The organism is Klebsiella sp. 2-CIP_Kleb. (genome assembly GCF_050378715.1).
Classification (GTDB): domain Bacteria; phylum Pseudomonadota; class Gammaproteobacteria; order Enterobacterales; family Enterobacteriaceae; genus Klebsiella; species Klebsiella quasipneumoniae.
Map to the genome: position 1 here is coordinate 1 of NZ_JBNRLG010000001.1, position 18,061 is coordinate 18,061.

Consider the following 18,061-nt stretch of genomic DNA (forward strand, 5'->3'; position numbering starts at 1 on the left):
TTACAGCGCACTAAGACCGCACGAATATAATGGTGGGTTACCACCAAACGAATCAGAAAACCGATACTGGAAAAACTCTAACGCGGTGGCCAGTTTTTGTTGACCACTTCAGTGCAGCCGTTCGTTCGGCGGCCGTATCACTGAATACCATGAGATGAGGCAGGCGATGTGCAGCTACGCCTCACGTGCAGCGGAGAAACTTCGTGGCGAGCATCAGTATTGCAGATTTATCTCTGCATTCGTCAAAACCAGCCCCTTTGCGCTTAACGAGCCATACTACGGAAACAGCGCATCAGTAAAGCTGCTAACTCCGACCCAGGACAGTCGGGACATAATTACCGCGGCGACGAAATGCCTCGATGTAATCTGGCGAGACGGTCATCGCTACCAAAAAGCAGGGGTGATGCTTGGAGATTTCTACAGCCAGGGCGTAGCGCAACTCAACCTGTTTGATGACAACGCACCACGAAAGAACAGTGAAAAACTCATGGAAGTACTCGACCATCTCAATGCGAAAGACGGCAGAGGAACTCTGTATTTTGCAGGGCAGGGGATCCAGCCTGCCTGGCAGATGAAACGAGAAATGCTATCCCCGCGCTATACTACGAGGTTCTGTGACCTGCTCAAAGTTAGATGATTCGGCCATTAACGGTAGTGGTTATGCTGTTACTACAGTCCGTTAGAGCGAGGAGTGGAGATTACTAACAGTATTCTATGCGAATCTACAGGCGGCAGATCAGGTCAGTGAAAATTATGTGAAAACTTACTGATATCTGATGCATGGTTAAGAATTGTCTGATAGGGTGGTTTTTCTTATGTTTATGGAAAGGAAATCTGATGAACGTCTTCATTGATACCAATCTATTCTTAGACTTCTACCGTATGGGTAAGGATAAGTTAGACGAGCTAGACAAGGTTTTTGCATTACACCAGTACGGAAAACTTAAACTTTGGCTTCCGGCGCTTCTGAAGAATGAGTTCTGGCGTAATCGCTCTAAAGTTGTAGCTGACAACATCAAAGATATTGAGAAGGACTACAAACCCGTTCTTCCTCACATCTTCAGACAGCATGATGATATCAGAGAGTTCAACAAGGCTGTCACTGAATCAAATAAAATCAAGAACATAATCTTTAGTCATATTCAGGAACAGTTCAAGACTGAAACTTTAGCCGCCGATATTGTTATTAAAAGGATTTTTGATGTAGCTACGATAATTGAGGCAGATGAAGAAACGATTAAGAAAGGTATGCTGCGTTATGATCTCGGCAATCCACCGGGTAAGAACAAATCTTACGGCGACGCTGTTAACTGGGAATGCTTGCTGAAAGAGATTCCAGAACGTGAGGATCTTTACCTGATCACCGAAGACTCAGACTACAAAAGTCCCTTCATTGAAGGTGATATGAACGAGTACATGAAGCATGAGTGGAAGACAAAGAAAAAGTCGGAGCCGCACATGTATGCTCGTTTGTCTGAGTTCATCAAAGACCACTTCCCACAAGCAACAAACCTTGCTGATCTTGAAGTAGAACTTACAATCAAGGATCTCGAAGAATCTCCTAATTTCCATGCAACTCATAGAGTAATCGAGAAACTTTCGAAGTATAAAGACTTTAACCAGAACCAGATCCTTAAGTTAATGCACATCTACTTTGACAATGATCAAGTTGGATATATCAGACATGATCAGGACGTTCGTAAATTTGGTAGGAAAATTCTCGAAGAATATGTGGCTGGCAAGAACGAAGACAATGATGAGTTTGCTGAACACTTCAAAAATTTCATTAACGGTAATTAAAACAGGGTATGCCACATTCAGAGGACTCTTTGGAGTCCTTTTTTAGTTAAACAGTTTAAGTGACCTGCTCCCCGTTGATTAGTACATGATGATATCAGCCATGTCCACTTATGGCACATTCCAGACGTCATCAAAGCTACAGGCTTTTGATAGCCTCAATCAATTCAGGCCCCTGATTTTTCACATTACCAACCGCTCGCGATACCGGGTGCCAGGTGAAATGGTCGGCTGATATTGCTCCGTCGACTGCTATCTCTTCGGCTTCCTTTCCGCCTATATCCTGGCGCATCCATTCGCGTGCTGCTTCCGGCGTCAAAACCAGTGGCCGGCGGTCGTGAATATCGACCAACCCCTGCTCGGCCGCAGCGGTCACTATCAAAAACCCTTCGGCTTCGTCGCCGCGCTCAAAAGGTACGCTGCCGATCGCTGCCATGAATATCGGTTGGCCATCGGCACGATGGATAAAGTAGGGCTGCTTCTTGTCGCCTTCTTTTGTCCATTCGAACCAGCCATCGGCAAAGCAGATCGCTCGACCGTGCTGCCAAAGCGGTTTAAACATCCTGCTGGTGGCTGCGGTCTCCACCCGGGCATTAATCAGCGGTGGTTTATCCCACCACCCGGGTGCGTAACCCCAGTGAACCGGATCGAGGTGCAGCTGTTCGTCTCGTTCGCTCAGGAGCAAAACTTTAGTCCCCGGAGCCACGTTGTAACGCCCAATCGGCTCAGGGTCGTATGCGATGTCGCGCTCGGCTTCATCCGCTAGGTATGCCAGATATTCTTCACGGGTTTGGGATTGAGCAAATCGTCCGCACATGGTTACCTCCAGTCTTCAGACTGAAAGTATAGAAGGTGTGGAGGAAACGTAGGAGGGGGGAACTCCGACAGCCATCTAACTGATGACTGTCGGAGATGACGTCAAAAACAAAGTGTACAAAATTGTGTATTAAAATCAGGAAAATTGCACAATTTAAAAGTTTAACTCATTGTTTTTAATTGACAAAAATAATCATTTTGTAGGTGCTATCGTAGGGCATACCATTCCTTATGTTTCAGTGGGTTAGCCATGGCACCGAGAATATCGGAAATCACGTTGACAATAATCACCAGCGCGCCAATCACCATTACTCCGGCGGAGATCGCCGCGTAGTCCTGCTGACGAATGGCGTTGATCAGCCAGCGGCCCAGTCCGGGCCAGCTGAACACCATCTCGGTGATCATCGCCAGGGTGAGCATGGTGGAAAACTGCAGGCCGAGGCGCGGGATCACCGGCGGCAGGGCGTTGTGCAGCACGTGGCGCAGTAGAATTTTGCGTCGCGACACGCCGCGGGTGGCGGCCGCCTTGACGTAGTTGGTGTCATAGACCTCGCTGGTGCTAATGCGCATCAGGCGGATCACTTCGGTAGTAGGGGCTACCGCCAGGGTCAGCACCGGCAGCACCATATGCCGGGCGGCGCTGACGATCATCTCATGGCGCCACGGTGAGTCCGAAAGCCAGGCGTCGATCAGCGCGAAACCGGTGACGTTTTTCACCTCATACAGCAGGTCGAAGCGGCCGGAGACCGGAAGCCAGCCGAGGGTCAGGGAGAAGAAGAGGGTCAGGAGCAGCGCGAGCCAGAAGACCGGGATCGAAAAACCGACCAGCGCAACGGCGCTGATCAGGGTATCGGGCCATTTGTTGCGCATCACGCCGGCGATCATCCCCACCGGAATGCCAATCAGCAGGGCAAAGCCGAAGGCGAGGATGCACAGCTCCATGGTCGCCGGGAACACCTCGCGCAACTGATCGGAAATCAGCTGGCCGTTGATGCTGGAGACGCCAAAATCCCAGTGTAGTACCCCTTCAAACCAGAACAGCCACGCATTCCACAGGGTCGCGCCCTGCAGCGGGGCATGGGGAGTGAAGTAGCTCAGGCTGAAGCCGACAAAGGTCAGAAAAAAGAGGGTGACCAACAGCAGCAGCAGACGGCGCAGGGTAAAAATAATCATGGTTTTTTCACCTCTTCGGTTTTCTCCCGCGATACGCCAGCGAAGGAAGCGTTACCGAAGGGGCTAAGCACCAGACCTTTCATATCATAGCGATAGGCCTGCAACCGCAGCGACGAGGCCAGCGGCAGGACCGGCAGTTCACGGGCGAGGATGCGCTGGGCCTCTTTGTAAGCGTCCATCCGCGAGGAGAGCTGTTGCGAGAGCAGCGCTTTTTGCAGCACGTCATCAAATTCCCGGTTACACCAGTGGGCAAAGTTGGTTTGCGAGGCGATCGCCGCGCAGCTCAGCAGCGGCCGGAAAAAACTGTCCGGATCGTTACTGTCCGTCGCCCAGCCGGAGAGCGTCAGGTCATGGTTCATGTCCATCAGCCGCGCCTCCTGGAAGCGCCCCTCCACCGGCATGATGATTACTTTGACGCCAATCTGCGCCATATCTGCCTGGATCAGCTCGGCTGTTTTCAACGGGCTGGGGTTCCACGCCTGCGAGCTGGTGGGAACCCACAGCTTGAGGGTGAGATTTTCCAGCCCCAGCGCCTTCAGACGAGCACGAGCCTCCTGGGGATTATATTCGGTAATCTTAGCGTCGTTATCGTAGGCCCAGGAGGCGCGCGGCAGCATCGACGCCGCCGTCTCCGCGGTGCCGTAGTAGATGGATTGCATCAGGCGCTGGTTGTTGATGGCCAGCGCCAGCGCGTGGCGTACCTCCGGGTTGTCCAGCGGCGGCTTGGCGGTGTTGAAGGCCAGCCAGGCAATGTTCATCCCCGGACGCAGCGTCAGGCGCAGGCGCGGGTCGTCACGCAGGATCGTCAACTGGCTGGCGGCCGGCCAGGCCAGCACGTCGCATTCGCCGGTCAGCAGTTTTGACAGGCGGCCGGTACCGCCGGAGCCGAGGTCGACCACCACCTGCGGCATCAACGGTTTGCCGCGCCAGTAGCCGGGGTGGCGCTGAAGGCGAACATACTGTCCGGAGCGGTACTCGGACAACTGGAACGGGCCGGTGCCCACCGGCTGGCGATCGAGCTGTTCCTGACGATCGTCCTGCGTTAAGCGGGCGGCATATTCGGCGGAGGTAATCGACGCATAGTGGGTGGCAAGATGCCAGAGGAATGAGGCGTCCGGCCGCTTGAGGCGAAATTCCACGGTCTGATTATCGAGCTTGCGGACGCTTTCCACGCTGTCAGCAAACTGCAGGCTGTCGAAGTAGGGGAAGCTGCTGCCGTTGACGTTGTGCCAAGGGTGATCGCGGTTAAAGATGCGGCCAAAGGTAAAGATCACGTCATCGGCGTTGAAATCCCGCGTAGGGGAGAACCATGCCGTGCGTTGAAACGGGACGTGGCGGCGCAGGTGAAAACGGTAGGTGGCGCCGTTATCAAGGACTTCCCAGCTCTCCGCCAGCTCGGGGACCAGCCGATAGGTATAAGGGTCGACGTCAAGCAGGCGATCGTAGATCTGCGCAGCCAGCGTATCGACGATCAGTCCGCTGCTCACTTTCTGCGGATTAAAGGTATTCACCTGGCCGCTGACGCAATAGACGAAACCGCTGTCGCGAATATCGGCGCGGTCGGGAAGCGCAGGGGCGGCAAAAGCCTGCCCACACAGCAGGGAAACCGCTGCCAGGAGAGATGACAATTTCAGGCGCATATTTTCTGTTTGATTATAGAGTTGAACTCTATCTTATTAAGATTCATAGACATTCACCACCGCCTTCAACAAGCCTGAGGGATAATGCGGTTACCGGGGGCGTATAGTATTCAGTCAATTGATTAAAATAGTCGCGGAACCGAGTCTGTATAATGAAACATGGTAACTTTTTATCGCCGATATCGCCAGTCAGCTCTGTTTGGCCGCGGTTGACCGGACGGTGGAAGCGACGCTAACGCCGAGGATAAATTCAGTATAGCGGGGAGAAAGCAGATGGTCCGACGGGCGGCTAACCCTACCCGTCGGGTGTAATAAAGGAGCGGAACGTCTTTGCTTATTGTGACAACGTCACTTTTTGGTAATCCATATTCCGTAAATCCTCCAGCAGCCCGGGGCCGACCGGCTGCCACTGCAATCGCTCGCGGGTCCATGCCGAGCTGGCGCGCAGCTCAAGGGTGGTAAAGGGGGCAAACCAGCCGAACCAGGCGTCGGCCTGCGTCTCATCCAACTGGGTCAGCGGCAGATTTAAACCCCGGGCGATGACTGCGGCGATCTCTCGTAACGCGATCCCCTCTTCAGCCACCGCATGGTAGCGTTCGCCCGCAGCGCCCTGCAGCAGGGCGCTGACGTAAAGGCGCGCGACGTCATCGACATGGGCGGCGGACCAGCGGTTGTTCCCCTCGCCGCGCAAGGCCACCGCGCCGCTGGCGACCGCGCTCTCGATATAGCAGGTCAGCAGCCCCTGGCGCACGGTGTCATGCACCTGCGGCAGGCGAACCACCCGGACGTCCACTCCCGCCTCCAGCAGCTGCTGGCCGGCGAGCTCTGAAGCGGTGCGCGGGCTGGGGTGCGCTGCGTTAAAGCACGACTCGCGGGCCGGGGCGCCGCTCCCGTCGTCGCCCATCAGCGTGCCGGAGGTGATGACCAGCGGCCGCTCGCTGCCGCGCAGCGCCTGGCCCATGGTCAGGATCGCCTGGCGGTCTTTCTCGCAGTTGGCGGCAAAGCGGCTGAAGTCGTGGTCGAAAGCGGTATGGATCACCGCGTCGGCGCGCTCGACGCCCGCCAGCAGCGAATCGGGGGCATCCAGCGTGCCGCGATGCACCTCGACGCCTGCCGCTTCCAGGGCCTGCGCCGTAGCGTCGCTGCGCGCGAGGCCGATAACCTGATGACCCGACGCCTGTAGCGCCGGAAGAATACGCGAGCCGATAAATCCGCTCGCGCCGGTAAGAAATATACGCATCATGAACCTCCTGAACGGGTTTTCAGGCGTATCCTACCCACGATGTCATACTATAAAAGTAGAGACATTATCGGGGTATAAATTCTAACAGGCAGACTCACAGGCAGATGATGAACACTTCTGACAATCATGCTTTAGGTGATTTTCTCCGCGCCAGGCGTCAGCGTCTCGACCCGGCGACGTTTGGCTTCCCGGCGGGACGCCGGCGCACGCCGGGCCTGCGTCGTGAAGAGGTCGCCCAGCTGGCCAGCATCAGCCCGACCTGGTATACCTGGCTTGAACAGGGCCGCGGCGGGGCGCCTTCCCGCGAGGTGCTGGAGCGGATCGCCCGCGGTCTGCGGCTGACCACCCCGGAGCGCGAACATCTGTTTATTCTCGCCTTCGGCCATCCGCCGCAGACCCGTTTGACGGTCACGGATGATATGACGCCGCGGCTGCAGCGGGTGCTTGACGCCTTCACCATTCCGGCGATTATCCGTACCGCCAGCTGGGACGTGATCGCCTGGAACACGGCGGCGGCCAGGGTGCTGACCGACTACGGCCAGCTGCCGCTGGCGGAGCGCAACGTGCTGCGCCGCCTGTTTACCCGGCCTGAGGCCCGCTGCACCCTGGAGGACTGGCAGACGGTTGGGCAGCTTATCGTTAACGCCTTCCGCGCCGACGTCACGCGGATGGGCTCCACGAAAGAAACTGACCAGCTGATCGCGGAGCTCAGCCAGCAGAGCGTCGAGTTCGCCCGTTTCTGGCAAAGCCATGACGTCGCCGGCCACGGCGAAGGCTATAAGCGCATTAACCACCCGCAGATGGGCCCGCTCGATCTGGAGTTCACCTCTTTTGCCGTGGAAGGCCGTCCCGATCTGTCGCTGCTGGTTTTCAATTCGGCGACGACGGAGAGCCAGCGCAAAATTCACGGTTTGCTTCAGGCGTCAGGATCCTCGCCGGGGGAGAGCTGAGGGGTAAATTCGTACAGCGCCAGTGCGTTGCTCTCCAGCGAGTCGACCCGCAGCCAGTGGCCATCGAGCCGGGCCTCCTCCACGCTGAGCGCCGGACGAGCCTGATGCATCAGCCATTGATAATCTTCGGCGTCGGGGCCGCTGCGGCTGCGAAAGGCGTCCACCAGCGGGAACAGCGCGCCGTGGTGCTGATCGAACAGGTGCTGTTTGACGCGCCAGCGGCCCTTGAGCCCCTGCAGCCGCACACTGTACGGCTGGCTGAAGCGTTGAATAAAAGCCGCTTCGCTGGAGAGCCAGGGGTTGTAGACCACCGTATTGCGCAGCAGTAGCTGGTAGTGCCCCTGATGATGGAGCAGCAGCAGGTTTTTGTCGTGGAACAGGATCTCGCCGCGCAGCCGTCGCCAGAGCCACAGCACCCAGTAAACCGGGCGCGGCAGCCCGTGCAGATAGTGCAGCGCCAGGCTTGAGGTATCCAGCTTGCCGTTGGCGCGGGCTTCGCCCTGAAGGCCGGAATTTAACCAGAAGCCCGCCAGCCAGACCTGGTCAGCGACCCCCAGCAGATTATCCATCAACAGCGCGCCGCGAAAAAAGCGCCCGTTAGTGTCCCGCGTATCGCCGGTCAGCGTATTCCACGAGAGCAGCCATAGCGGCAGGTTGAGCTGCCGTTGACGCAGGGCGCTGTGGATCTGCCGCAGCTTATGCGCCGGATAGTGCTCGCTGAAGGCCAGACTGCTGCTGTCCGCCTGGGCCAGATCGAGCTGTTCGTTGGCATCCGCCTGGCAGGCGAGAAAATCGGCTTCCGCCAGCAGCGGCGAGTGGAACAGGGGATCGTCCCCGGGTGCGCTGGCGGCAAAGCGGTGCCAGATCCCCAGCTGCGGCTGGGGCAGAAGACGGTGAAGAACCTCGCGCTGCTGCCGCCAGGCGGCCTGGCGAGCCGCTTCGCTCGCCTGCGGCGACCAGTGCCAGACAAAGCGCCAACTGCTGAGCGTCGCCGGCGGAAAATGGTTGGCAGCGAGTTGCAGGAAGCGCTGCAGCAGGTCGCTGCGAGTGGTGACCCCGGTATGCAGGATCACCTGCCAGCCCATCACCGCCAGCCAGCTGAAGATCTGCTGCAGGTTGTACCAGCAGGCGTAGCCAGCCATCTGCGGATCGTCCCAGCCGGTGCCGAACAGGCGGCTGCTGAGAAAGGCGTCGTTGATATCGATGGCATACACAGGCAGGACGCGGTGCAACTGCTCCAGCTCGCGGCGCACGTCCTCCCGCAGCAGATCGTCCAGCTCGCGCACGGTCACCACCATCCGGGTATGGCGCAGCACTGCGGCGCGCGCCGGTCGCTGGTGCAGGTTGATCTCCCGGGTTTGCGGCGGATTGATCAGCAGCGGCTGGCTCTCCCTGTCGGGTGGTTCCGGCTCATTAAGGCGGGCGTAGAGCCGGTCCACGGCCACCGGCTGCCAGCGATCTCCCTGCGGCGGGCGCGGTCGGCCAGGCTCCCGGGGGGACTGCTCGCGATACTGGCGCGGCGTCACGCCATGGTGGCGCTTAAACAGATCGCTCATCATTCGCGTGCTGGCGAACCCCTGTTCGCGGGCAATTTGCTGAACGGGTTTGCGCGTGGTTAACAGCTGGTCGGCGGCGTGGCGCAGGCGCAGCGCGGTGAGGTACTGAACAAAACTGACGCCAACCTCCTTGTGAAACAGGCGTGACAGCCAGGCCTCGGAGACAAACTCTGCGGCCGCCACCTCCTGTAAAGAGAGACGGCGCTGATAGTTGGCGTCGATCCGCGCCACCACGCTGGCTATCCTCCGGCTCCATTTTTCTGAATCGCGCCGCGGCGTGGAGACGATGGGCTGGCTGAAGCGCGTGGCCAGCAGCAGCGCTATCTCGCTCAACCAGCGGTTGGCCTCCAGCCGGTAATGGCCGGGATGATTGACCAGACCGCTCACCAGCAGCTGGCGCATCAGGCGGCGCAGGCCGTCATCGGCATCCCGGGTGCGCGGCGATATCTGGTAGTCGACGGCAAAAAAAGTGGTGTCGAGGCGGGCCAGCCAGCTGGCGGCGAGGGTCAGGATCATCACCGCGTTGCCCCCGGCGCTGCGCAGGCTCCAGCGACGGTTGCGGTTAACGATCGCCAGCTCGTCGACGGCAAGCTGCTGCGGCGCACCTTCCGCCTCCGTTAGATTTACGCTCCCTTCCAGCACCCACAGCAGCGTCAGCAGATCGCTTTCCGGCTGGCTCAGCTGACGCACATCGCGCACGGTGACGCTAAAGTCGCCTGAATGCTGCTCCACATGGCTCTCCTCTGTCGACAAAAAGCAACCGGTTGTTTTTTGTCATAACCGATATGTATGAAAAACACTCATTGATTTCTCGTCAATATAAAACAAAAAACCGCGCCTGAAAGCTGTTTCACCCGCATAAACTCGAAAGTGTCGTGCAAACACAACACAGGAATAAAAAAAATGACACATCCGTTGCTTGAAGCCTTGCAGGTCAACGAGGCGCAATTTATTGCCTTACGTCGCCGGTTCCACCAGCAGCCGGAGATCGGCTTTGAAGAGCATCAGACCAGCAGCGAGATCGCCCGACTGCTTGGCGAGTGGGGATACGAGGTTCACCGCGGCCTGGCGGGCACCGGAGTGGTGGGCACGCTGCGCGTCGGCCACGGAAAAAAACGCCTCGGCCTGCGGGCCGATATGGATGCGCTGCCGATGCAGGAGCGGAGCGGGAAGCCGTGGGCAAGCCAGGTCGAAGGGCGCTTTCACGGCTGCGGCCATGACGGGCACACCACTACGCTGCTCTACGCGGCTGAATATCTGGCGCGCACACGCCAGTTTAACGGGACGCTGCAGCTGATTTTCCAGCCTGCGGAAGAGTTACTGTACGGTGGGCGGGTAATGGTCGAGGACGGTCTGTTTGACCAGTTTCCCTGCGACGCCATCTTCGGCCTGCACAATATGCCGGGTCAGCCGCTGGGTAAAATCGGCCTGCGCGACGGGGCGATGATGGCCTCCTCCGATACGCTGCATATTGAAGTGAAGGGCGTTGGCGGCCACGGCGCGGTGCCGGAGCATACGGTGGATGCCACGCTGGTGGCCTGCCATATTACCCTCGCGCTGCAGTCCATCGTCTCGCGCAATATCACCCCGTTTGAGCCGGCGGTGGTGACCGTCGGCAGCATCCAGGCCGGACATGCGCCCAATATCATTAACGATCACGTGCTGATGAAGCTCACGGTGCGCACCCTCAATGAGCAGGTACGTGAGACCGTGCTGCAGCGGATCCATGACATTGCCGTGGCCCAGGCGGAGAGCTTCAACGCCACGGCCACGCTGACCCACGTCAACGGCAGCCCGGTATTGCGTAACGATCCGGCGGCAAACGCTATGGTGCGGGAGGTGGCGACAGCGCTGTTTGGCGCAGAGCAGGTGGGCGAGGTGAAGCCGTTTATGGGCAGTGAAGATTTCGCTTTCATGCTGGAGCAGCACCCCCACGGCAGTTATTTCACTATCGGCGCTGGGGACGAGCCGGATCGCTGCATGGTGCATAACCCGGGCTATGACTTCAACGACGCGCTGTTGCTAAGCGGGGCGGCGCTGTGGTGCGGCCTGACGGAACACTATCTGCGTTAATCACCGGAAACGGGAGGGCCATGCAATGAGCACTGTCACCGTAAGCGACACCTCCTTTGTCGGCAGCGATCGTCTGCTGGTAGGGATTGTGCTGAGCGTTTTAACCTTCTGGCTGTTTGCCCAGTCGGTGATTAACGTCGTGCCGGCGATGAAAAGCAGTCTTGATATTTCCCTTGAGACCCTAACCCTGGCCGTCAGCCTCAGCGCGCTGTTCAGCGGCTGTTTCGTGGTGGCCAGCGGCGGTCTGGCGGACAAGTTTGGCCGCATGCGGATGACCACCCTCGGACTGGGGCTGAGCATCATCGGCAGCGCCATGCTGGTACTGGCCCAGGGGCCGGGGCTGTTCCTCGCCGGCCGGGTGCTGCAGGGGCTGTCGGCGGCGTGCATTATGCCGGCGACGCTGGCGCTGATTAAGACCTGGTATGAGGGGCGTGCGCGGCAGCGGGCGGTCAGCTTCTGGGTCATCGGCTCGTGGGGCGGCAGCGGCCTGTGCTCTTTCGTTGGCGGAGCTATCGCCACCGGTCTGGGCTGGCGCTGGATCTTCGTCTTCTCCATTGCCGTCGCTCTGTTGGCGTTGTTTTTGCTGCGCGGCACGCCGGAGAGCCGCAGCGCCAGCGCCAGCCAGCATAAGCTGGACGTTGGCGGCCTGCTGAGCCTGATCGTCGGGCTGGTGCTGGTGAACCTGTTTATCAGCAAAGGCCACGGCTGGGGTTGGGCCAGTCCGCTGTCGTTGACCATGCTGGCGGGGGCGCTGATCGCTGGCGCGGTGTTTATTCGCAGCGGGCTGCGCAAAGGCGAGGCAGCGCTGATCGATTTTGCGCTGTTTCGCAACCGGGCCTACGGTGCGGCGGTGCTGTCGAACTTTCTGCTCAACGGGGCGATTGGCACCATGATGATCGCCAGCATCTGGCTACAGCAAGGGCACCACCTGACGCCGCTGGAGAGCGGAATGATGACCCTCGGATATCTGGTCACCGTCCTGGCGATGATCCGGGTCGGCGAGAAGCTGCTGCAGCGCTATGGCGCCCGGCTGCCGATGATGGCCGGCCCGGTGCTGACCGCCATCGCCATCGGCCTGATATCCTGCACCTTCCTCGATAAGGCGCTGTATATCGGGGTGGTGTTCGCCAGCAACGTGCTGTTCGGCCTCGGGCTGGGCTGCTACGCCACGCCGTCAACGGATACGGCGGTGGCCAACGCGCCGGAGAACAAAATTGGCGTCGCCTCGGGGATCTACAAGATGGGCAGCTCGCTGGGCGGGGCGATGGGCATTGCCGTGACGGCGTCACTTTTCGCGCTGTTTTTGCCGCTGGGCATGGCCCATGCCGCCCAGTATGCCCTGTGGTTCAACGCCGCCTTATGCCTGGGGGCGATGGCGGTGAGCGCGCTGCTGCTGCCGCGCACTTCTCACAGCTGATGCTTTTTCAGCAGCGCGCGGAGCTGGTGATAGGTTAACCCCAGCAGCTCCGCCGCCTGCTTCTGATGATACTTCGCCTGCTGCAGACTCCGCTGCAGCAGGCGTTTTTCCTGCTGGAGCTGAAAATCGCGCAGATCCAGCGGCAGGGCGGGCAGCTCGTCCCCGGACGCGGCCTCCGGCACGGCGGCGGCGGTCTGACGGAAAGGGTTGAGGATAATGGCGTCCAGCTCGTGCTCGCTGTCGCCGTGGCGATAGACCGAGCGCTCGACGACGTTCTTCAGTTCACGAATATTCCCCGGCCAGCGGTAGCCGAGCAGTGTGGCGGTGGCTCGTTCGCTGAAGCCGGGAAACAGCGGCAGACCGAGCTCGCGGCACATCTGAATGGCAAACTGGTTGGCGAGCAGCATGATGTCGCTCTGCCGTTCGCGCAGCGGCGGGAGCTGCACCACGTCGAAGGCCAGACGGTCGAGCAGGTCGGCGCGAAAGTGGCCTTCCTCCACCATGCGCGGCAGGTCAGCGTTGGTGGCGCACACCAGCCGGACGTTAACCTGCAGCGGCTGGCTGCCGCCCACGCGCTCCAGCTCGCCATATTCAATCACTCTTAACAGCTTCTCCTGCACCAGCATTGGGGCTGTCGCCAGCTCATCGAGAAACAGCGTCCCGCCGTCGGCGCGCTCGAAGCGCCCGGGATGGCGCTTGCTGGCGCCGGTGAAGGCCCCGGCTTCGTGGCCGAATAGTTCCGAATCGAGCAGATTGTCGTTCAGCGCCGCGCAGTTCAGCGAGATAAACGGCCCCTGCCAGCGGGCGGAGAGGTAGTGCAGACGGTTGGCGATAAGCTCTTTCCCGGTACCGCGCTCGCCGATGACCAGCACCGGCTTATCCAGCGGAGCCAGTCGGGAAACCTGTTCCAGCACCTCGAGAAAGCTGTTGGCCTCGCCCAGCAGATTATCCTTGTACTGCGCCATGATGAATTTCGCCATTAAATAGTGGGATTAACCAGGTGAATGTAGCAATGCCCTGCGCAATTCGCAACCACTCTGTTTAAAATCAATAAGATAAAAAGTTGGCACGCCATTTGTATTAGCTAACCCACAGGTGAATGCCTGCAACCAGAACTATGAGGACTGAAATTATGGGTATTTTTTCTCGTTTTGCCGACATCGTGAACGCCAACATCAACTCCCTGCTGGAGAAAGCTGAGGACCCGCAAAAGCTGGTGCGTCTGATGATCCAGGAGATGGAAGACACGCTGGTTGAGGTACGTTCCACGTCGGCCCGCGCGTTGGCCGAAAAGAAACAGCTGACCCGTCGTATTGAGCAGGCGGTCGCCCAGCAGGCGGAATGGCAGGAAAAGGCCGAGCTGGCCCTGCGCAAAGAGAAAGAGGATCTGGCCCGGGCGGCGCTGATCGAAAAACAGAAGCTGACCGACCTTATTGCTCAGCTGGACCACGAAGTGCAGCTGGTGGATGAAACGCTGGCGCGGATGAAGAAAGAGATTGGCGAGCTGGAGAACAAACTCAGCGAAACCCGCGCTCGTCAGCAGGCGCTGGCGCTGCGTCATCAGGCGGCGAGTTCGTCGCGCGATGTGCGTCGCCAGCTGGACAGCGGTAAACTGGATGAGGCGATGGCGCGCTTTGTATCCTTTGAGCGTCGCATCGATCAGATGGAAGCGGAAGCGGAGAGCCACCGCTTTGGCAAGCAGCAGACGCTGGATCAGCAGTTTGCCGAACTGAAAGCGGACGATGAAATCAGCGAGCAGCTGGCGGCGTTGAAAGCCAAAATGAATCAGTCCAACCAGTAAGTACGATTGCGCGGCGCGGCGTTGCGCCGCGGCTCACCCCCTGTAAGGAGTACACATGAGCATGCTTTTTCTCGCCATTCCGCTGACGCTGTTTGTGCTGTTTGTTCTGCCGGTCTGGCTATGGCTGCACTACAACAATCGCGGCGCCAACGGCAGTCTGACGCAAAATGAGCAGCAACGGCTGCTGCAGTTGACCGATGACGCGAAGCGGATGCGCGAGCGCATTCAGGCGCTGGAAGCGATCCTGGATGCCGAACATCCGAACTGGAGAGACAAATAATGGCTGGACTGGATCTGAATAAAAAACTGTGGCGTATTCCGCAGCGCGGAATGGTGAAGGGCGTCTGCGCGGGCATTGCTCAGCATCTTGACGTCCCGGTGAAGCTGGTGCGCCTGATTACCGTGCTGGCGATGATTTTTGGCCTCTTTTTCTTCGTCCTGGTGGCCTACATCATTCTGACCTTCGCCCTGGACCCGATGCCGGACAGTGAGCTGTACGGCCATAAAGCGCCGAGCAATGGCGATCTGTTGGCCGCCGTGGATGCCGAACTGGCCTCCGGCGAACAGCGTCTGCGTGAGATGGAACGGTACGTCACCTCCGACACCTTCACGCTGCGCAGCCGCTTTCGTCAGCTGTAAACCCTGTTGTTAACGAGTGAGGCAACGCATGAATAGCAAATGGCAACGCGCCGGGCAGCAGGTGAAGCCCGGTCTGAAAATCGTCGGTAAGCTGGCGCTGCTGACCGCGCTGCGTTATGGCCCGGCGGGCGTTGCCGGCTGGGCGGTCAAATCGGTCGCGCGGCGGCCGCTGAAAATGCTGCTGGCGGTGGCGCTGGAGCCGCTGCTCAGCCGGCTGGCCAACCGCGTCACGCGCGGGATGAAATAACGCCGCCGTGGGGAAGGCGCAAAAGGATTAACGTTGTCCTGCTTATTCCCGGCGGATAGCTTATGATGACGAGACACACCTTCAGGGCATAACGGACTGGCGATGAAGCGACTGAAAACTGAACTGAATGCGCTGGTCAACCGCGGGGTTGACCGGCATTTACGCCTGGCGGTGACCGGCCTGAGCCGCAGCGGCAAAACGGCGTTTATCACCGCGCTGGTCAACCAACTGCTAAATATTCACACCGGCGCCCGCCTGCCGCTGCTGAGCGCCGCGCGCGAAGAGCGACTGCTTGGGGTCAAGCGCGTGCCGCAGCGGGACTTCGGCATTCCGCGATTCACCTACGATGAAGGGCTGGCCCAGCTGTACGGCCAGCCGCCCATGTGGCCAACCCCGACGCGCGGCGTGAGCGAGATCCGTCTCGCGCTGCGCTACCGTTCCAATGACTCCCTGCTGCGCCACTTTAAAGACACCTCCACGCTGTATCTGGAGATTGTCGACTATCCGGGGGAGTGGCTGCTCGATTTACCGATGCTGGCGCAGGATTATCTGAGCTGGTCGCGGCAGATGACCGGACTCCTGCAGGGACAGCGTGCAGAGTGGTCGGCCCGCTGGCGGCAGCTCTGCGCCGGGCTGGATCCGCTGGCTCCTGCCGACGAGGCCCGTCTGGCCGACATCGCCGCCGCCTGGACGGACTATCTGCACGCCTGTAAGCGTGAAGGGTTGCACTTTATCCAGCCCGGGCGCTTTGTCCTGCCCGGCGAAATGGCCGGCGCGCCGGCGCTACAGTTCTTCCCATGGCCAGACGTCGACGCCGTCGGCGAAGCCAAGCTGGCGCAAGCTGATAAACACAGCAACGCCGGCATGCTGCGCGAACGCTATAAGTACTACTGCGAAAAGGTAGTGAAGGGGTTCTACAAAGAGCACTTCCTGCGCTTCGACCGGCAGATTGTGCTGGTGGACTGCCTGCAGCCGCTCAACAGCGGGCCGCAAGCGTTTAACGATATGCGCCTGGCGCTGACCCAGCTGATGCAAAGTTTCCATTACGGGCAGCGCACCTTATTTCGCCGGCTGTTTTCGCCGGTCATCGACAAGCTGCTGTTCGCTGCCACCAAAGCCGACCACGTCACGGTGGATCAGCACAGCAATATGGTGTCGCTCCTGCAGCAGTTGATCCAGGATGCGTGGCAGAATGCCGCCTTCGAGGGGATCAGTATGGATTGCCTGGGGCTGGCGTCCATTCAGGCGACCCAGAGCGGGCTGATTGAGCTGAACGGCGAGAAAATTCCCGCCCTGCGCGGCAATCGGCTGAGCGACGGCCAGCCGTTGACCATCTATCCCGGCGAGGTGCCGGCGCGCCTGCCGGGCCAGGCCTTCTGGCAGCAGCAGGGCTTTCAGTTTGAAAACTTTCGTCCGCAGGTCATGGATGTCGATCGGCCCTTGCCGCACATACGCCTCGACGCGGCGCTGGAATTTTTGATTGGAGATAAACTGCGATGAGCGAACCGTTAAAACCGCGGATTGATTTTGATGGCCCGCTGCAGGCGGAAAAAACGCCGCCGCTGAAAAGCGCTCGCGCCTTCGACCGACTGGAAGCCGATAACTTCGCGCCGGCGCGTCTGGTGACCGGCGAAGAGGAAGAGGGGGCGGCAGAGGCGGTGGTCGAGTCAGTGCTGCGGCCGAAACGCAGTCTGTGGCGGCGGATGGTCAGCGCAGGCCTGGCGATCTTCGGCGTCAGCGTCGTGGCGCAAGGGGTACAGTGGACCGCCAACGCCTGGCAGACCCAGGACTGGATTGCGCTGGGCGGCTGCGTCGCCGGGGCGCTGATCGTCGGCGCCGGCGTCGGATCGGTGGCCACCGAGTGGCGCCGCCTGTGGCGACTGCGCCAGCGCGCCCACGAACGCGATGAAGCCCGCGATATGCTGCACAGTCACGCGGTCGGTAAAGGGAAAGCCTTTTGTGAGAAGCTGGCGCAGCAGGCCGGGCTGGATCAGTCGCATCCGGCGCTGCAGCGCTGGTATGCCGCCATCCACGAAACGCAAAGCGACCGGGAAGTGGTCAGCCTCTATGCCCAACTGGTGCAGCCGGTGCTTGATGCTCAGGCGCGGCGGGAAATCAGCCGTTCGGCGGCGGAGTCGACGCTGATGATCGCCGTCAGCCCGCTGGCGCTGGTGGATATGGCGTTTATCGCCTGGCGCAATCTGCGGTTGATCAACCGGATTGCCACCCTGTACGGCATTGAGCTCGGGTATTACAGCCGCCTGCGCCTGTTTCGCCTGGTGCTGCTGAATATCGCTTTCGCCGGCGCCAGCGAACTGGTGCGCGAGGTGGGCATGGACTGGATGTCGCAGGATCTGGCGGCCCGGTTGTCGGCGCGCGCCGCGCAGGGCATCGGCGCCGGCCTGCTCACCGCCCGCCTCGGGATTAAGGCAATGGAGCTGTGCCGCCCGCTGCCGTGGCTCGCCGATGATAAACCGCGGCTCGGCGATTTTCGTCGTGAGCTGATTGGCCAGCTGAAAGAAACCCTGCAGAAAAGCAAAACCAGTCCGGAGAAGTAACCTCCGCTCAGAGACATTGCCGGGCGGCGGCTTCGCCTTGCCCGGCCTTGAGGTTATGTTGAATCCCGGCTCGCCCTGCGTTAATTTCACCACTGACCGCCTGACTTTACGGCGCAGCGCCCATTTTTCCGCCACACTGTCAATAATTGTT

General features: G+C 59.6%; 16 protein-coding genes and 1 pseudogene. 11 read left to right on the forward strand and 6 right to left on the reverse strand.

Annotated features, from left to right (window positions below; genetic code table 11):
• Window positions 1-112: 112 nt before the first annotated feature.
• Both ACQUTP_RS00005 and ACQUTP_RS00010 read left to right on the forward strand, forming a co-directional pair.
• Window positions 113-637: pseudogene (locus ACQUTP_RS00005) on the forward strand (DUF4113 domain-containing protein); the annotation flags it as partial.
• A 200-nt stretch (window positions 638-837) separates the two neighbouring features.
• Window positions 838-1,800, forward strand: a complete 963-nt coding sequence (locus ACQUTP_RS00010) for a PIN domain-containing protein (RefSeq protein ID WP_065804476.1) — start codon at window positions 838-840, stop codon at window positions 1,798-1,800.
• A 136-nt stretch (window positions 1,801-1,936) separates the two neighbouring features.
• Here ACQUTP_RS00010 and ACQUTP_RS00015 read toward each other — a convergent pair whose 3' ends face one another.
• The 4 genes from ACQUTP_RS00015 to ACQUTP_RS00030 all read right to left on the reverse strand — a co-directional run bounded on the left by ACQUTP_RS00015 (window position 1,937) and on the right by ACQUTP_RS00030 (window position 6,669).
• A complete protein-coding gene (locus ACQUTP_RS00015) occupies window positions 1,937-2,614 on the reverse strand; it encodes an SOS response-associated peptidase (protein WP_065804477.1) in 678 nt (225 codons plus the stop codon).
• A 206-nt stretch (window positions 2,615-2,820) separates the two neighbouring features.
• Window positions 2,821-3,786: a putrescine export ABC transporter permease SapB gene (sapB, locus tag ACQUTP_RS00020; RefSeq protein WP_032455880.1), complete on the reverse strand. Its 966-nt coding sequence runs from the start codon at window positions 3,784-3,786 to the stop codon at window positions 2,821-2,823.
• The gene (gene sapA / locus ACQUTP_RS00025; RefSeq protein WP_032455881.1) at window positions 3,783-5,426 is read right to left on the reverse strand and encodes an ABC transporter substrate-binding protein SapA; all 1,644 of its coding nucleotides are present in this window, start codon (window positions 5,424-5,426) and stop codon (window positions 3,783-3,785) included. Before sapA ends, sapB begins: the two co-directional genes overlap by 4 nt.
• A 334-nt stretch (window positions 5,427-5,760) precedes the next feature.
• Window positions 5,761-6,669, reverse strand: coding sequence for an SDR family oxidoreductase (locus ACQUTP_RS00030; RefSeq protein ID WP_162574778.1), 909 nt, complete (start codon window positions 6,667-6,669; stop codon window positions 5,761-5,763).
• A 107-nt stretch (window positions 6,670-6,776) separates the two neighbouring features.
• On the opposite strand from ACQUTP_RS00030, the gene ACQUTP_RS00035 reads away from it, so the two are divergent.
• Complete coding sequence (locus ACQUTP_RS00035) at window positions 6,777-7,619, forward strand: helix-turn-helix transcriptional regulator (RefSeq protein ID WP_260205410.1); 843 nt, start codon at window positions 6,777-6,779, stop codon at window positions 7,617-7,619.
• On the opposite strand, the gene ACQUTP_RS00040 is transcribed toward ACQUTP_RS00035, so the two are convergent.
• Window positions 7,586-9,907, reverse strand: coding sequence for a helix-turn-helix domain-containing protein (locus tag ACQUTP_RS00040; RefSeq protein WP_285755270.1), 2,322 nt, complete (start codon window positions 9,905-9,907; stop codon window positions 7,586-7,588). The two genes, ACQUTP_RS00035 and ACQUTP_RS00040, sit on opposite strands and share 34 nt — an antisense overlap.
• A 171-nt stretch (window positions 9,908-10,078) precedes the next feature.
• Here ACQUTP_RS00040 and ACQUTP_RS00045 point away from each other — a divergent pair, with 171 nt between their 5' ends.
• Together ACQUTP_RS00045 and ACQUTP_RS00050 are read left to right on the forward strand one after the other, a co-directional pair.
• Window positions 10,079-11,248, forward strand: coding sequence for a M20 aminoacylase family protein (locus ACQUTP_RS00045; protein ID WP_032455885.1), 1,170 nt, complete (start codon window positions 10,079-10,081; stop codon window positions 11,246-11,248).
• Window positions 11,249-11,273: 25 nt separating this feature from the next.
• Entirely contained in the window at window positions 11,274-12,665 is a 1,392-nt protein-coding gene (locus ACQUTP_RS00050; protein WP_094311600.1) for an MFS transporter, read from the forward strand.
• Here the strand turns inward: ACQUTP_RS00050 and pspF are convergent.
• Window positions 12,656-13,645, reverse strand: coding sequence for a phage shock protein operon transcriptional activator (pspF, locus tag ACQUTP_RS00055; protein ID WP_165453715.1), 990 nt, complete (start codon window positions 13,643-13,645; stop codon window positions 12,656-12,658). The genes ACQUTP_RS00050 and pspF overlap by 10 nt on opposite strands.
• A 152-nt stretch (window positions 13,646-13,797) precedes the next feature.
• Between pspF and pspA the strand changes: the two genes are divergently transcribed.
• The 6 genes from pspA to ACQUTP_RS00085 all read left to right on the forward strand — a co-directional run bounded on the left by pspA (window position 13,798) and on the right by ACQUTP_RS00085 (window position 17,910).
• On the forward strand, window positions 13,798-14,466 hold the full coding sequence (gene pspA, locus ACQUTP_RS00060) for a phage shock protein PspA (RefSeq protein ID WP_285755264.1): 669 nt from the start codon (window positions 13,798-13,800) through the stop codon (window positions 14,464-14,466).
• Window positions 14,467-14,521: 55 nt separating this feature from the next.
• On the forward strand, window positions 14,522-14,746 hold the full coding sequence (gene pspB, locus ACQUTP_RS00065; protein WP_002901911.1) for an envelope stress response membrane protein PspB: 225 nt from the start codon (window positions 14,522-14,524) through the stop codon (window positions 14,744-14,746).
• Window positions 14,746-15,105 (forward strand): envelope stress response membrane protein PspC, encoded by a 360-nt coding sequence (gene pspC, locus ACQUTP_RS00070; RefSeq protein ID WP_004203911.1) that lies wholly within the window; start codon window positions 14,746-14,748, stop codon window positions 15,103-15,105. Before pspB ends, pspC begins: the two co-directional genes overlap by 1 nt.
• Before the next feature lie 28 nt (window positions 15,106-15,133).
• Window positions 15,134-15,352: a phage shock protein PspD gene (pspD, locus tag ACQUTP_RS00075; protein WP_002901915.1), complete on the forward strand. Its 219-nt coding sequence runs from the start codon at window positions 15,134-15,136 to the stop codon at window positions 15,350-15,352.
• Window positions 15,353-15,454: 102 nt separating this feature from the next.
• Window positions 15,455-16,852, forward strand: coding sequence for a YcjX family protein (locus ACQUTP_RS00080; protein WP_017900791.1), 1,398 nt, complete (start codon window positions 15,455-15,457; stop codon window positions 16,850-16,852).
• Window positions 16,849-17,910: a YcjF family protein gene (locus tag ACQUTP_RS00085; RefSeq protein WP_017900790.1), complete on the forward strand. Its 1,062-nt coding sequence runs from the start codon at window positions 16,849-16,851 to the stop codon at window positions 17,908-17,910. Before ACQUTP_RS00080 ends, ACQUTP_RS00085 begins: the two co-directional genes overlap by 4 nt.
• Window positions 17,911-18,061: the final 151 nt, after the last annotated feature.

Excerpts from the sequence above, each read along its gene's own strand:
- sapA (WP_032455881.1), bottom strand. The coding sequence starts at position 5,426 with ATGCGCCTGAAATTGTCATCTCTCCTGGCAGCGGTTTCCCTGCTGTGT.
- ACQUTP_RS00050 (WP_094311600.1), top strand. The coding sequence starts at position 11,274 with ATGAGCACTGTCACCGTAAGCGACACCTCCTTTGTCGGCAGCGATCGT.
- ACQUTP_RS00030 (WP_162574778.1), bottom strand. The coding sequence starts at position 6,669 with ATGATGCGTATATTTCTTACCGGCGCGAGCGGATTTATCGGCTCGCGT.
- pspB (WP_002901911.1), top strand. The coding sequence starts at position 14,522 with ATGAGCATGCTTTTTCTCGCCATTCCGCTGACGCTGTTTGTGCTGTTT.
- sapB (WP_032455880.1), bottom strand. The coding sequence starts at position 3,786 with ATGATTATTTTTACCCTGCGCCGTCTGCTGCTGCTGTTGGTCACCCTC.
- pspA (WP_285755264.1), top strand. The coding sequence starts at position 13,798 with ATGGGTATTTTTTCTCGTTTTGCCGACATCGTGAACGCCAACATCAAC.
- ACQUTP_RS00045 (WP_032455885.1), top strand. The coding sequence starts at position 10,079 with ATGACACATCCGTTGCTTGAAGCCTTGCAGGTCAACGAGGCGCAATTT.
- ACQUTP_RS00080 (WP_017900791.1), top strand. The coding sequence starts at position 15,455 with ATGAAGCGACTGAAAACTGAACTGAATGCGCTGGTCAACCGCGGGGTT.
- ACQUTP_RS00035 (WP_260205410.1), top strand. The coding sequence starts at position 6,777 with ATGAACACTTCTGACAATCATGCTTTAGGTGATTTTCTCCGCGCCAGG.
- pspD (WP_002901915.1), top strand. The coding sequence starts at position 15,134 with ATGAATAGCAAATGGCAACGCGCCGGGCAGCAGGTGAAGCCCGGTCTG.
- pspF (WP_165453715.1), bottom strand. The coding sequence starts at position 13,645 with ATGGCGAAATTCATCATGGCGCAGTACAAGGATAATCTGCTGGGCGAG.
- pspC (WP_004203911.1), top strand. The coding sequence starts at position 14,746 with ATGGCTGGACTGGATCTGAATAAAAAACTGTGGCGTATTCCGCAGCGC.
- ACQUTP_RS00015 (WP_065804477.1), bottom strand. The coding sequence starts at position 2,614 with ATGTGCGGACGATTTGCTCAATCCCAAACCCGTGAAGAATATCTGGCA.
- ACQUTP_RS00010 (WP_065804476.1), top strand. The coding sequence starts at position 838 with ATGAACGTCTTCATTGATACCAATCTATTCTTAGACTTCTACCGTATG.
- ACQUTP_RS00085 (WP_017900790.1), top strand. The coding sequence starts at position 16,849 with ATGAGCGAACCGTTAAAACCGCGGATTGATTTTGATGGCCCGCTGCAG.